Genomic DNA, 14,133 nt, shown 5'->3' on the forward strand with positions numbered 1-14,133 from the left:
TAAATCCTTTGAAATCGTATGACTAGCGGTTAGCTGCTATGCAAACCTTAGAAGAAGAAAGCACTGGGTTGGAAGAGTTTTTCAACTTCACCAACAAACTTCTTATTCACCAGGAAGAGAATAACGTGATCTCCCTGCTCAATAATGGTGTTATCGTGGGCCATCAACACCTCATCGTCACGGACGATGGCACCGATAGTCGTGCTGGGCGGCAGCTTTATTTCGCCTATCTTCTTACCTACCACTTTAGACGTTTTAGCATCACCGTGGGCGATAGCTTCAATGGCTTCCGCTGCTCCACGCCTTAGGGAGTAAACGTTACAGATATCGCCCTGCCTGATATGGGTCAGTAGTGCAGAGATAGTGGCTTGTTGTGGTGAGATAGCTATATCGATATTGGCTTCCTGAACGATATCCACATAGGCTTCACGCTGAATAAGTACCATGACTTTCTTAGCGCCCATGCGTTTTGCCAGTAACGCAGCCATGATGTTGGCTTCATCGTCGTTGGTAACCGCAATAAATACATCGGTTTGATCGATATGCTCCTCTATGAGTAGCTCTTGATCTGAAGCGTCACCACAGAACACCGTCGTGTTTTCGAGCTTTTCAGATAGCTCTTCTGCGCGCTCCTGCTTATGTTCAATAAGCTTGACCGAGTGATTACGTTGAAGCTGCTTAGCTAAGCCTAAACCTATGTTACCCCCGCCAGCAATCATGATATTGCGGTAGGTGTTATCCAGCTTCTGCATCTCACTCATAACTGCGCGCACGTGGCGGCTATCGGCGACAAAGAATACCTCATCATCGGCTTCGATAATGGTGGTACCTCTCGGCATAATTGAGCGGCCTTGTCTGAAGATTGCAGCTACCCGGGTATCAATATTGGGCATATGTTCTCGCAGTGCGGCGAGAGCGTTGCCCACTAAAGGACCACCATAATAGGCTCGAACTGCCACTAAGCTTAGGCGACCTTCGGCAAACTCTAGCACTTGCAGCGCGCCTGGGTACTCAACCAAGCGGCGGATATAGGAGGTGACAAGCTGTTCGGGGGCGATCAACTCATCGATAATAAAACCACCACGGGGACTGTTATCATTTTTCTTGGTTTCGCTATTAATAAATAGCTTATCGCGAAGGGCTAAATACTGCTCAGAACGGATCCGTGCGATTTTAGTTGGGGTTCCAAATAGCGAGTAGGCGATCTGACAGGCTGCCATATTACACTCATCGCTGTTGGTTACTGCGATCAACATATCAGCGTCTTCAGCCCCTGCATCTTTTAAGGTGTTGGGGTGAGCGCCATGTCCGAATACCACCCGCAGATCATACTTATCCTGCAGTGAGCGTAATCTTCGTCTGTCGTTGTCGACTATGGTGATGTCGTTATTTTCACCAACTAAGTTTTCAGCTAAGGTGCCACCGACTTGGCCAGCACCTAAAATGATAATCTTCATGGCCTTGCTTTATCCCTTTACTAGGCGTGCGTAATAGAATCCGTCCATATTCTCCGTGCCCGGAGTGATCTGCCAGCCTATGTCGTCAGGATTTGGCTGCTGCGAGATAGCAATGAGCGTAGCATCATGCGTTCTTTCAAGGAAAGCACTAATCTGCTGTGCATTCTCTTGTGGAAGAATTGAGCAGGTTGCGTATAGCAGTGTGCCACCAGGTTTAAGCCACTTCCAGCAATGATCCAATATCTTGCTTTGAAGCTGGGCTAACTCTTCAATATCAGCCTGTTTTCTTAACCACTTGATATCTGGATGACGACGAATGACACCTGTTGCTGAGCAAGGGGCATCGAGCAAAATTCGGTCAAACTTATCACCTTGCCACCAGGAATCGATATCAGCCGCATCGCCATGAACTAGCTTAGCGTTTAGTGAAAGGCGGTCCAAATTCTGCTGTACCCGCTCGAGTCGGTTAGCATCGAAGTCCACCGCCACTAACTCTGTGTCAGCGCGCTCAAGTATGTGGCAGGTTTTACCGCCAGGAGCGGCACAAGCATCGAGAATTAACTCGCCATCGGCAGGGGCCAATAGGGTGGCAGCCCATTGCGCTGCGCCGTCCTGAACTGAGGCCGCACCTTGTTCAAAACCTGGCAATTGCATCACGTCTTTAGGGCTCTCAAGTAAGATAGCATCGCTACTTTGTCCCGCTGAAGCTGATATCTCAGCCTCTGCTAGCAGTGCTAGATATTCATCGCGAGTTTGAGAGCGAACATTGTTGCGTAACCACATTGGTGGACGTTGATGACTGTTTTCAATGACTGTTTGCCAACTGTCTGGGTAGGCCTGTTTGAGGCTTTTTATTATCCAAGCTGGAGTATTGTAAGTCAGCGTATCGTTGTCAGTCGGCAGTGGCTTCTCTTGACGCTGAATATTACGCAGCACTGCGTTGATCACTTTTACTAGGCCATCGAACTTTAGCTGGCGACAAGCTTCCGCAGTTTCTGAGATCGCCGCATGGCTTGGGATACGGGTAAAGTAGAGTTGATAGCAGCCGACCAAAAGCAGTTGGTGCAAAATCCTCTGCTTCCCTTTAAGTGGTTTAGCCATGCAATCGCTGATCAGTTTATCGAGTTGTGGCAGTTGACGCATCACCCCGTAACTTAGCTCTGCTAATAGGGCTTTATCTTTACCGCTTTCGCAATGTTTCTGCTGTTCAGGCAGGGCAACAGAGAGGGAGATCCCTTTCTCCAATACCTGAAAAACGACCTTGGCCGCAAGTGCACGCAAATTCATATTACTCAGCCTCTTTTGTGCTGTTTAAAACTGTGCCAGGGGTAAACCACTCGCTACGGGAGTTGAGAATATCTGCAACACTCAGTGGTTTCTTGCCCGGTAACTGCATATTAAGCAAGGTCAGTACACCGTCACCAGTGGCTATCTCTATGCCCTCTTTGCCTGCCGAGATAATTGTGCCTGCTGGAGCCTGTGACTTAGATTGGCTGACGTGGGCTTCTCTTACCTTGATGCTGGCATCTTGGTGAGAAAAGTGGCTAATAGGCCAAGGGTTAAAGGCTCTGATCTCACGCCAAAGTTGAGCTGCAGACTTATTCCAATCCAGCTCCGCTTCCTCTTTACTTAGCTTCTCGGCATAGTTTGCCAGTGCTTCATCCTGCTTTTCTGCAGCCAGTTCACCTTTGGCGAGTCCCGTCAAGGCTTCGACCAGTGCTTCTGGTCCCTGTTCGGCCAGTTTTTCATATAAGCTGGCTGAAGTATCGCTATCTTCGATTGGCAACTGAGTTTTTAGCAGCATATCACCAGTATCTAGGCCGATATCCATCTGCATTATGGTAACGCCAGTTTCTGTGTCACCAGACCAAAGTGCTCGTTGGATAGGTGCTGCACCGCGCCAGCGCGGTAAGATTGAGCCATGTACATTAATACAGCCAAGTTTTGGTGTATCAAGCACGACTTTAGGTAAGATCAACCCATAAGCTACAACAACCATGATATCGGCATTTAAACTGGCCAGTTCTGCTTGCGCTTGCTCATCCCTTAAGGAGGTAGGTTGATATACCGGGATCTCATTTTCCAGCGCCAACATTTTTACCGGGCTGGCCTGTAACTTTTTACCGCGTCCAGCAGGTTTATCTGCTCTGGAGTATACGGCGATAACATTATGTTCAGAGTTGATAAGAGCTTGAAGGTGGCGAGCTGCAAAATCTGGTGTACCCGCAAAAATAACGTTTAATGGTTTCAAGAGCTCTCTATCCTTTCTTTTCTTGGCGGGCAGCTTTCTCAAGCTTCTGCTTGATTCGTTGACGCTTTAGTGGCGATAGGTAATCGACAAACAATTTACCTTTAAGGTGATCTAATTCGTGCTGTAAGCAGATCCCAAATAGACCATCCGCCTCTAAGGTAAACTCATTACCTTCGCGATCTAGTGCTTTGATGGTGACATGCTCGGCGCGCTCAACATTGGCGAAGATGCCTGGAACGGAGAGGCAGCCCTCTTCATTTTCGAAGTGGCCGCTGCTAGCAACTATCTCCAAATTAATGAAGACTTTTGGTCTTTCCACTTCATCTTGAAGATCCATGACTATCAGCTGGTGATGGTAATCCACTTGTGTGGCTGCCAGCCCGATACCTTTCTCTTCGTACATGGTTTCAAACATGTTATCGATCTGCGTTTGTAAGTCAGCATTAAACTCTGTTACTGGCTTGGCAATCGTGCGTAATTTCTCATCTGGAAAACGTAAAACTTTTAATAAACTCATACATAAACTCTTAACAAGTCTGTCAAATCTTTATCAGTTGGTTATACTGACTCTAGCTAATGCTTCAATTTTAATCCTTAGTGGCATTCAATAACAGCAAAAGCTCTATATATACGTAAACTAGTTCAAAGTGCTTTATATATCGTACTCGGTTCTGCTTTAGATATTAAAGAGCTATCAGCATGGAAAACCCCATGAAACGACTAATTTTATTCGCTTTAATGACATTTAGTTGCTCTATATTCGCAGATACCCTCACTTTGAAGTCCGGTCATCCAGATTCCTATGTTGTTGTGAAGGGAGACACACTCTGGGATATCTCTGAACATTTTCTTAATGACCCTTGGCGCTGGCCTAAGTTATGGGGCGTTAATCCTCAAATTGCGAACCCTCACCTCATCTATCCAGGTGATCGGCTGACTTTAGTTTTCATTGATGGCGAACCTAGATTAGTCGTTAAGCCCCATAAGCGTAAGAGCCCTGAAGGCAGAATTCATGCTAAGGGCGATGCGATACCAGCGATTGATCTTTCGTTAATTGGTCCCTACTTAATTCAAAATCGTGTTGTCGATGGTGATTGGTTTGATAAACAACCTATGGTGCTGGGTGGGGAGAGCGAATCTAAACATCATATCGTTGGCGATATTGTTTATGTACAACAAGTTCTGACCTTAGGTGATAAGTTTGGTGTTTATTCTGAAGGTCGTGAGTTTGTCAGTAAAGAGAATGAAGTGCTTGGGAAAGAGGTGGTTTTAACTGCCAGTGGACGTGTGGTTGAGTCTGGCCCTATCTCTAAGATTAAGCTACTGAGCAACTTTCGTGAAACTAAAGCGGGATACCGTATTTTACCCATCGAGAGTGATTCACTGCTCTCCGCTTACTTTATGCCCAAAGCTGCGACAGTGACTGAGCCTGGCTCAATCCTCGCCTCTGAAAAGCACCTAAGAGAGATGGGTAAACTGGATGTGGTCTATCTTGATAAAGGGGTAGAGGATGGGGTTGAACCTGGTGATGTTTTCTCAATCTATCGAGATGGCATCGATGTGGTGATAAATGGTGATGGACAGCCTGTACTGCCTGCAGAAAGAAGTAGTTATGAAGATCTGCTAAGTGGTGTTTCCTCCGATAATGCCATTAAGATGCCTGATATCTTCCGTGGTCGATTAATGGTGTTTAAAGTTTTTGATAAGACCAGCCTTGGTCTTATCATGGCGAATAAGAAAACTGTCCGGGTCGATGATAAGTTGGTCCAGCCAGATTCGATAAACCTATTAAAAAGTTTTGCTGATTAACGTTAACTGAGAGGTTATCTATAAGCGACAAACTGGTCGATTGGCTAGTTGTTAATGCAGTACCCGGGCTTGGACCTGCTCGGATAAAACAGCTACTAAACTACATGGATGTAGAGGAACTTAGGCAGATGTTAGCGCATGAAAAGTCAGCGCTTCCTCTGCCGGAGAGTCTACTTGAGCGTGAGCTTGCCCCTAATCTTAATTTAGTTGAATCGGCTTTAGCGTGGCAGGAGTCTGCTGATAACCACGCCATTATCTGTTTCGACGATCCACACTACCCTAGTTTTTTAAAGCAGATATCTGCTCCTCCCCCCATCTTGTTTGTCAAAGGTGAACTGGATGCATTTTTTCCTCCGGCACTGGCAATTGTTGGCAGCCGAGCAGCGTCAAAAGCGGGTTTACAGCTTGCTTATCGGTTTGGGAGTGAGTTGGGTGAGCTAGGGTTCGGTGTTTGTAGTGGAATGGCTGTAGGCGTTGATGGTTCAGCACATCAGGGTTGCCTCGATAGTGGTGGTAAAACTCTGGCAGTGTTGGGTACGGGAGTTGATGTCATCTACCCTAAGCGGCATCGAAAAATCTATGAGGATATTCAGGCTCATGGTGCAATTGTGAGTGAATTTTGGCCTGGCACTAAGCCCTTTTCGGGGAATTTTCCGAAACGAAATCGAATTATCAGCGGTCTATCTATAGGAACCTTAGTGGTTGAAGCCTGCAGGAAAAGTGGTTCATTAATAACTGCCAGATTGGCCCTAGAGCAGGGGAGAGAAGTTTTTGCTATTCCTGGTAGTGTCTTGGCAGAAAATAACCAAGGCTGCCATGATTTGATTAAAGATGGAGCCAAACTTGTCGAGAATGTGGCCGATATAATAGAAGAAGTATCAGCTTTATGTGATTTTCACCTTGAAGAACTGAAAAGCAGTCACCATATAGGGGAAGAGAACGCTTCTGATTTGCCATTTGCCTCACTGTTAGCTAGTGTTGGATATGAGACTACACCAATTGATGTTGTGGTTGAGCATAGTGGAAAGGCCATAGAGTTAGTATTAGAGCAAATGCTTGAACTTGAGTTGCAAGGTTGGGTCGCTGTAGTACCCGGTGGTTATGTAAGAATAAAGAGGAGCTAGCCATGTTTGATATCCTCATGTATCTGTTTGAAAACTATGTTCACAGTGAAGTTGAGTTCCTGGTGGATGAAGATGAGTTAACGCAAGAGCTAACTCGTGCTGGCTTTCACCAGTCCGAAATTATCAAGGCTTTGTCTTGGCTTGAGAATTTAGCTGAGTTGCAGGAAGGGGATAAACCTTACTTATGCAACCATGCTCAACACTCCTTTAGGATCTACACTCAAGATGAGATGGATAAACTCGACGTCGAATGTCGTGGTTTCATCCTATTTCTTGAACAGATTGAGGTTCTAAATGTTGTGACGCGAGAGATGGTTATCGATCGTATTATGGAGTTAGATGAGAGCGCGTTAATTCTCGAAGATCTCAAGTGGGTTGTACTTATGGTGTTATTTAATGCCCCTGGTAATGAATCAGCTTATGAGCAGATGGAAGATCTAATCTTCGAGCAACCTGATGGCAGACTTCATTCATAGTGAACCCCAGTCATAGTGATAAAGAAAGGAGGCTTAAGCCTCCTTTTTTGCACATGGATGTGCTTATCCCTGAACGCAAGGGTGCAAGATGTTCCCTACATCTGTGGCACATTTCCACACATCCATGTTGGTCATTGCGTAAGAAGGGATTTGTGTCTGATACCCATCGTCTCTACACCCCCCTTTAAGATTAAAGCCACTTAATAGTGCAGGTGTTTCTTATCCTGTACTAAGTGAGTTGGTTTTAAGTATTCCCGATAGCTGTAACGGTTTAGTTTATTGATCTTAACCTTAACCTTATTCTTATCTTGGTTATCATCAAATTGGTTAACTTGAGTGTTAAGCCAGTTAGAGAACTCTGGCTGATATTGAGTGAGTGACTGCAGCAGTTGTTCATAGCCCTCAAAGTAGTCGGTTTTCAGGAATTGACTTAGCTGAACAAAATCACTGTGGTGGTGCTCAGCGAGAAAGCGAACCGCCATATAGCTCCACTTATAGGTCCTGTCTTGGCCATCATCATATTCTGTGGCAAAAATCTCCTCAAGAGTCGGCGCTTTTTCTATATCACGTTTGATGACTTTTAGTGTGTTTGGGTTGGAATCACCTTTAGCGATATATTCCGCTAACCCTTCAGACCACCAGACCATTTTAGATGGGAAATGACCGAAGCCTCCATATTTTACAAAGTGACCATCTAGGTAATGAACGTATTCATGATTTAAGTTCCAAATTGCAAACTCTGGTTGGATCCAAAATTGGCGATAGGCAAAGAAGGTGGCTTGGTTTCCAGGCTTAGAGGGAGTGCCTTCGATATACATACCACCATTGTCGGTATTGATATCAAATAGTAGCTGACCATAAGCGTTATATTGGCTCCAGTTTTTAAAGGCAACGACTCTAAGCGCTGTATTAAAATCATTTGGCGTTGCTTGATGCCCTGTCTCGAGTATCTGGTGGAAGTTTGCTTCTTGTGAGGTCAATTTGGTGCAGCTGCTTGCCAGCTCCTCTTGATTCAGATCTTGGGCCAAGATAAACAAGCTGTCGGAGCAGGGGTGATGTATGGGTAAAATGTCGGTTAGTTCTGGGATGCGGCAGATATCACTGTTCTGTTCACAACGATCTTTTCCTGCAAAGGCATTTACATGAAACCCTAAGGTGTATGTGTCTTTGGCATCATCCCCTCTTATTGAGATATCTACTTTGGCGATCTCAGCAACTGCTTTATCTATTCTATCTTCAGCTAATGTGGGTTTATTCTCGTCGCTAGTTGGTAGGGCTAGGCGATAGAGGCCAAGTGCCCAGTATGCGTTTGCCTTTGGCCAGTCGTTACCCTCTCTGATGCTGGTATTTGAAGAGGCAAAGTCTAATAATGGCTTGGCCAGATCTAAAGCGACAATTTGTTGATTCAACTCTCCGTCTACATCCTTTCTTGCACTGTTAAATAACATGCCGTAGGCCCTGAGTGTTTCCCAAAGTCCGTAGTCGTTAGCTAAGTTAGTATTGCTTTCACCCAGTGAAATAAGTTGAGCCTCAAGCATGGGTAGAAGCTTTGCGAGTTGCTGCGCGTTGTCATTATCACTGTAGTAGCGATAAATCGTCACAGCAAAATGCTCCTGTAGGCGAGGGGAACGAGAAAAAAATGGTTTATTTGTGAGTTCAGATAGGCCAAGAGTGAGGGCTTCAATGCTGGAACTGTCGAGTAGTTCTTTAGGGCCAAAATAACTAAAAGCACGGAGGTAATAGAGGAGCTTATCTGCTTGTTGCTCATCGTTAACACTCGCTAATGCTAAACTTACCTGTATAAATATATCTTTAGTTAACAGTGGACTATCTGCTTTAAATAGAGATTGCTCTTGAGCTTCCATGATCTTGTTTATCTGTGTGTTATCTAAACTTATCTTTGCAGTTGAGCTGCAGCCAGAGAGTGAAAGAAGCGCAAGAGCAATAACTGATTGGCGAAACATAATAATCCTTAATCTTTTTGGATACAATATACTGATCTTTTGTCGATATAACTAGTGGTATTACCGCCATAGCTTGATAAAATATGAGCATATAAGGTAAGTGAGATAAGCATGTCTAAGATCGATCAACAGCTATTTAGCTCCCATGAACACGCTTTAGAGAAAGAGTACGAGCTCTGTCCTAAGTGCGGTAGTGAGCTCTCTGTGAAAAATAGCAAACATGGTGGTTTTATTGGCTGTAATAACTATCCCAATTGTGATTACACCAGACCGCTTGTTCAACATGAGTCGATAGAGACTCAAGTGATTGAGGGCTCATCATGCCCTGAATGTGGTAATGAACTGGCTGTTAAATCTGGTCGATTTGGTATCTTTATCGGTTGTACTCACTACCCTGAATGCAGACATATTGAGAAGCATGATCAAGAGGAAGCGGGTAACGAGATCCCTTGCCCGTTATGCAAGAAGGGTCATGTAGAGCATAGAACAAGTCGTTTTGGTAAAACCTTTTATGCCTGTAGCGGTTACCCTAAGTGTAAATTCCTTGTCAATTATCACCCCGTCAATGAAGCTTGTCCTGAATGTGGTTTTGGTATTTTAGTTGAACGAAAAGGTGCTGCTGGTGGACGCCTTGAGTGTCCGCAAAAACAGTGTAAGTACAAGCGACCCATATAGATTGGTAGTTACCCATCATTTGCTCTTTGGCATAGTCCATTAAGAGTCGTTTATTGATTATTGAAGGTTTTAATATGTTAGAGCAGGCTCCTGCTGAAGTTAAACAGGTGATAGAGAGTGGTGGGGTGGTTGCGTACCCGACAGAGGCGGTTTATGGCCTAGGTTGCGATCCCGATAATGATGCTGCTATTACTAAATTGTTGGCGATAAAGAAGCGGCCTTGGGAGAAGGGATTGATTTTGGTTGCAAGCGATTATCAGCAACTGCTTCCCTATATCGATGATTCACAACTGACCGAAGAACAGCGTGAGCGGGTATTCAGTAAATGGCCCGGTCCGTTTACCTTTATCATGCCGATTAAACCTGGCATCTCTAATTTGTTATGTGGCAGTTTTAATTCACTCGCAGTAAGAGTTTCCGACCACCCGACAATTCAAGCGATATGTCAGCAGCTTGGAAAGCCATTAGTCTCTACCAGTGCCAATCATTCAGGTGAAGAACCAGCAATGAGCCATGAAGAGATCCTTGCCAAATTTGAAGGGGAGATAGACGCTTTAGTGGCAGGTAGCTTAGGGGAACAAAGAAAGCCTTCTACTATCATAGATGCCATCAGCGGCAAGATATTACGTTAGTAAATAATAATTAAAAAAGGGAAATAGCATGTCTGTACCAGACGTAAGTGTAGTTAAAGCGTTTTTGCTCGATCTTCAACAGCGGATCTGTGATGGATTGGAGCAGCTTGATGGAGAAGCCAAGTTCAAAGCTGACTCGTGGAAGCGCGAAGAGGGTGGTGGTGGAACTAGCCGGGTATTAACTCAAGGTAAGGTGTTTGAACAGGCTGGTGTAAACTTCTCTCACGTTACCGGTGCGGCTATGCCCGCTTCTGCAACTGCTCATCGTCCCGAGCTCGCAGGGCGTAGTTTTGAGGCCATGGGGGTCTCACTCGTTATCCATCCAAATAATCCTTATATTCCCACTACTCATGCTAACGTCCGCTTTTTTATTGCGAAAAAAGAGGGAGCTGATCCTGTGTGGTGGTTTGGTGGTGGTTTCGATTTAACACCTTACTATCCATTTAAAGAGGATGTGATTGAGTGGCATCAAAATGCTCATGATCTTTGTCTTCCTTTTGGCGAAGAGGTATACCCTAAATATAAGAAGTGGTGTGATGACTATTTCTACCTACCTCATAGGGATGAGACTCGCGGTGTGGGCGGGCTATTCTTTGATGATCTCAATGCCGAAGGCTTCGACACTAGCTTCGCCTTTATGCAAGCAGTAGGTAATGGCTTCTTAACTGCTTATGCGCCTATTGTTCAGCGCCGTAAAGAGACACAATATGGAGAGAGAGAGCGTGAATTCCAGCTTTACCGTCGTGGCCGTTACGTTGAGTTTAATCTGGTGTACGACAGGGGCACCCTATTTGGATTACAAACTGGCGGGCGTACTGAGTCGATTCTAATGTCGATGCCACCTTTAGTTCGCTGGGAGTATATGTACACACCAGAAGAGAACTCACCAGAATCATTACTCTATTCTGACTATCTGACTCCAAAAGATTGGTTGTCGTTGAATAAATAGCTGTAGCAGATTTTGTCATAGACATAGAAGCCCTACCTCAATTCTACTGTCTATGACCTATCTTTGTGTGAATATACTAATCAAATAGCACTATTTAATGCTTATTGGTTACGCATATGGTCAGCGAGAGTGCTGATTGCTTGGTAGATTGCGGCTTGATGTTCAGGGTGACTAATCTCTATCTCAATGGCCCGCTTCATACAAAATAACCACTGGTCTCGCATCTCTTCATCTATTTGAAATGGCATATGACGTGCCCTTAATGCTGGATGACCGTATTTTTGTTCGAACAATCCAGGCCCGCCTAACCACCCACTAAGAAATTCAAATAGCTTCTGCTCCGACTCTGTTATTGGTGCTTTATGGATAGAGAGCAGTTCACTGGCTCGGCCTTGTTGCAGCATCTGCAGATAAAACTGGTGGGCTAAAGCGCGTATTACAGGTTCGCCGCCAATCAAATCATAGGCATTAGATTGTTGCGGATCTCTGACACTATCCTCACTCTGAGGTGATTTGGGGCTATTTTGAAAGATTTTTTTAATCCAATTCATAATGACTATTCGATAAGAGCTTAAGTTTGCCGTGATTATATCAGTTCAAAATAGAGGAGTAATATGCAGAGTTAGTGATTGCCCCGAGAGTCAGTCTGGGTAGAATGATAGCTCCTTTGTATACCAGTTAGAGACAGAGAAGAGTAATGACCGATAGATATGCCGTTTTTGGAAATCCCATATCCCATAGTAAATCGCCTCTGATCCACGGGATCTTTGCTAATGAAACTCAACAAGTTCTGGACTATGAAGCGATACTTGCACCTAAAGATGGCTTTGAGAGCTGTTTGAAACTGTTCTGGTCTCAAAACGGCAAAGGCGCAAACGTCACCGCCCCCTTCAAAGAGCAAGCTTTTAATCTCTGTGATGAACTGAGTGAAGAGGCCAAGTTAGCTGGTGCCGTCAATACGCTAACCCTGCTCACTAATGGTAAAGTGCGTGGAGATAACACTGATGGTCTAGGTTTGGTTGCCGATCTGATAAGAAATATCTCAAGTCTAGAGGGAAAACGAGTGTTACTTCTTGGTGCTGGTGGTGCGGCAAGAGGTTCAGTACTTCCCCTACTGAAAGCGGGATTGAAGGTCTATATACATAACAGAACTCAGGAGAAAGCTGAAAAGTTAGTAGAGATCTTTACTCCTTTCGGTGATGTTAAAGCTCTATCTATTGCTGAACTTATTGCGCCATTTGATATTATTATCAACTCCACATCCTCAAGTTTAAGTGGTGATGTACCTGCAATACCAAGTTGTGTGATTGGTGTTGAGTCACTCTGTTACGACATGATGTATAGCAAGGAGATGACCTCATTTAATAGCTGGGCTCTGGAGCTAGGAGCTGTCAAAGCAATAGATGGTTTAGGTATGCTTGTTGGTCAAGCTGCAAAGAGCTTTGAGTTGTGGCGAGGAGTGACACCTGAAGTCGATACGACAATCAAACTGTTAAGAGAGAAGATTAAGAGCGAATGAATCAGAGTATTTTATTTCCGGACTTGCAGGAGTGGAACGAAGAGCTACAGGAGATCCATTTTCCGGCTCAAGTACAAGGAGCTAATATTGAATGTAGGATCTCTCTTGCACGTTTAGTCAAACTTGAGGGGAAAGAAGTTCAGAGCCAACAGGAGGCGCTTAAAGTATTTGATGCTTATCGTTTCGATATTGAGGATGAAGTTGAGATGCTCATCGAACAAGAGGAGTTTGATGAGCAAGGTAGAGTTGTACTGATATAGGTGCTATTTACTAGCGTGTTTAAACGCTTTCTTGTAAATACTCGTTTTTCAATCTGACATAGTTTTCTGCCGACTCAGGTAGGAACTTGAGTTCAGCTTCAGTCAAGGGGCGGATCTGTTTAGCTGGGCTGCCAACGTAGAGAAACCCGCTCTTTAATACCTTATTTGGTGGAACGAGCGATCCTGCGCCTAAGATCACATCATCCTCCACTATCGCACCATCTAATATGATGGCTCCCATTCCAATTAAAATACGATTACCAACAGTGCAACCATGTAGCATCGCCTTATGGCCAACAGTGACATCATCACCAATTAAAAGTGGGTGACCATTGGGGTTGGAGGCTGACTTGCGGGTGACATGAAGAATTGTGCCATCTTGTACATTGGTTCGTTTGCCTATCTTCATATGGTTGACATCACCTCGCGCGGCAACCAAAGGCCAAATACTCGAATCGTCATCAAGATCAATGTCTCCTACGAGCACACAAGCCTCATCGATATAGACATCTTGATGAAGAGTAGGAGTGACTCCCTTATAAGATCTGAGTGAGCTAGACATGAATGAGTCCTTAAAATGGTAATTTGAGCATTATGATACCAGTTCATATAGGTGTGTGTTCAGTTCAAAGCTCCTCATAACTTTCAATTTTAGGGACATTTAGGCAGAAATGTTTATTCCCTTACTAGGTTTGTGTATGAAAAATGACTGAAAAGGATGTTTTGTCAGCAAACAGTATGAGAATGGATATTTTCTTAATAAAAGCCCTTGCACAGTTGCGAGTAATCCCTATAATGCGCATCCACTGACACGGCACAGCAGGCCAATCGCTCTTAGCAAACGCTAGATAGAATGGGACTTGCAGCATAGTCGGTACCTCTTCTCTGTTGATAAACAAGAGTTGAGGTTGAATCAAAACTCTTTGGAGATTTGATTCAGGTGACAAACGCTTTAAGGGCTTCGGGTTTGTTTCTTTTTACGAGAGTGTTAACTCTGCTGATTAAGAAATCATCGCT

Annotated in this window: 15 protein-coding genes; 8 read left to right on the plus strand and 7 right to left on the minus strand. The window is 44.5% G+C overall.

The window, feature by feature from the left end:
• Nucleotides 1–47 precede the first annotated feature (47 nt).
• Genes trkA through def form a run of 4 tightly spaced genes read right to left on the minus strand, consistent with a single transcriptional unit; the run spans nt 48 to nt 4,225 of the window.
• Nucleotides 48–1,457, minus strand: coding sequence for a Trk system potassium transporter TrkA (gene trkA / locus SWOO_RS00170; protein WP_012322685.1), 1,410 nt, complete (start codon nt 1,455–1,457; stop codon nt 48–50).
• A gap of 9 nt (nt 1,458–1,466) precedes the next feature.
• Entirely contained in the window at nt 1,467–2,744 is a 1,278-nt protein-coding gene (gene rsmB / locus SWOO_RS00175; RefSeq protein WP_012322686.1) for a 16S rRNA (cytosine(967)-C(5))-methyltransferase RsmB, read from the minus strand.
• A gap of 1 nt (nt 2,745) precedes the next feature.
• A complete protein-coding gene (fmt, locus tag SWOO_RS00180; RefSeq protein ID WP_012322687.1) occupies nt 2,746–3,708 on the minus strand; it encodes a methionyl-tRNA formyltransferase in 963 nt (320 codons plus the stop codon).
• A gap of 7 nt (nt 3,709–3,715) precedes the next feature.
• On the minus strand, nt 3,716–4,225 hold the full coding sequence (gene def, locus SWOO_RS00185; protein ID WP_012322688.1) for a peptide deformylase: 510 nt from the start codon (nt 4,223–4,225) through the stop codon (nt 3,716–3,718).
• Between the two features lie 182 nt (nt 4,226–4,407).
• On the opposite strand from def, the gene SWOO_RS00190 reads away from it, so the two are divergent.
• The 3 genes from SWOO_RS00190 to SWOO_RS00200 all read left to right on the plus strand — a co-directional run bounded on the left by SWOO_RS00190 (nt 4,408) and on the right by SWOO_RS00200 (nt 7,117).
• Entirely contained in the window at nt 4,408–5,517 is a 1,110-nt protein-coding gene (locus SWOO_RS00190; protein ID WP_012322689.1) for a LysM peptidoglycan-binding domain-containing protein, read from the plus strand.
• A 128-nt stretch (nt 5,518–5,645) separates the two neighbouring features.
• On the plus strand, nt 5,646–6,641 hold the full coding sequence (gene dprA / locus SWOO_RS00195) for a DNA-processing protein DprA (RefSeq protein WP_012322690.1): 996 nt from the start codon (nt 5,646–5,648) through the stop codon (nt 6,639–6,641).
• 2 nt (nt 6,642–6,643) lie between these two features.
• Nucleotides 6,644–7,117 carry a DUF494 family protein gene (locus SWOO_RS00200; protein ID WP_012322691.1) on the plus strand — a complete coding sequence of 158 codons (474 nt, stop codon included), beginning with the start codon at nt 6,644–6,646 and terminating at the stop codon, nt 7,115–7,117.
• Between the two features lie 200 nt (nt 7,118–7,317).
• Here SWOO_RS00200 and SWOO_RS00205 read toward each other — a convergent pair whose 3' ends face one another.
• Nucleotides 7,318–9,081, minus strand: a complete 1,764-nt coding sequence (locus SWOO_RS00205) for a collagenase (RefSeq protein WP_012322692.1) — start codon at nt 9,079–9,081, stop codon at nt 7,318–7,320.
• Nucleotides 9,082–9,192: 111 nt separating this feature from the next.
• On the opposite strand from SWOO_RS00205, the gene SWOO_RS00210 reads away from it, so the two are divergent.
• The 3 genes from SWOO_RS00210 (at nt 9,193) to hemF (ending at nt 11,337) form a co-directional block, all read left to right on the plus strand.
• Nucleotides 9,193–9,756: a DNA topoisomerase family protein gene (locus tag SWOO_RS00210; RefSeq protein ID WP_012322693.1), complete on the plus strand. Its 564-nt coding sequence runs from the start codon at nt 9,193–9,195 to the stop codon at nt 9,754–9,756.
• A gap of 74 nt (nt 9,757–9,830) precedes the next feature.
• Nucleotides 9,831–10,388, plus strand: a complete 558-nt coding sequence (locus tag SWOO_RS00215) for an L-threonylcarbamoyladenylate synthase (RefSeq protein ID WP_012322694.1) — start codon at nt 9,831–9,833, stop codon at nt 10,386–10,388.
• Between the two features lie 28 nt (nt 10,389–10,416).
• Complete coding sequence (hemF, locus tag SWOO_RS00220) at nt 10,417–11,337, plus strand: oxygen-dependent coproporphyrinogen oxidase (RefSeq protein ID WP_012322695.1); 921 nt, start codon at nt 10,417–10,419, stop codon at nt 11,335–11,337.
• A 101-nt stretch (nt 11,338–11,438) separates the two neighbouring features.
• On the opposite strand, the gene SWOO_RS00225 is transcribed toward hemF, so the two are convergent.
• On the minus strand, nt 11,439–11,888 hold the full coding sequence (locus SWOO_RS00225) for a group II truncated hemoglobin (RefSeq protein WP_012322696.1): 450 nt from the start codon (nt 11,886–11,888) through the stop codon (nt 11,439–11,441).
• A 146-nt stretch (nt 11,889–12,034) separates the two neighbouring features.
• On the opposite strand from SWOO_RS00225, the gene aroE reads away from it, so the two are divergent.
• Together aroE and SWOO_RS00235 are read left to right on the plus strand one after the other, a co-directional pair.
• Nucleotides 12,035–12,856 (plus strand): shikimate dehydrogenase, encoded by an 822-nt coding sequence (gene aroE, locus SWOO_RS00230; RefSeq protein ID WP_012322697.1) that lies wholly within the window; start codon nt 12,035–12,037, stop codon nt 12,854–12,856.
• Nucleotides 12,853–13,116, plus strand: a complete 264-nt coding sequence (locus tag SWOO_RS00235; RefSeq protein WP_012322698.1) for a DUF1488 family protein — start codon at nt 12,853–12,855, stop codon at nt 13,114–13,116. The genes aroE and SWOO_RS00235 overlap by 4 nt, the downstream gene beginning before the upstream one ends.
• A 19-nt stretch (nt 13,117–13,135) precedes the next feature.
• Here the strand turns inward: SWOO_RS00235 and SWOO_RS00240 are convergent, their stop codons facing one another.
• The gene (locus tag SWOO_RS00240) at nt 13,136–13,678 is read right to left on the minus strand and encodes a gamma carbonic anhydrase family protein (protein WP_012322699.1); all 543 of its coding nucleotides are present in this window, start codon (nt 13,676–13,678) and stop codon (nt 13,136–13,138) included.
• Nucleotides 13,679–14,133: the final 455 nt, after the last annotated feature.

This window comes from Shewanella woodyi ATCC 51908 (genome assembly GCF_000019525.1).
GTDB lineage: Bacteria > Pseudomonadota > Gammaproteobacteria > Enterobacterales > Shewanellaceae > Shewanella > Shewanella woodyi.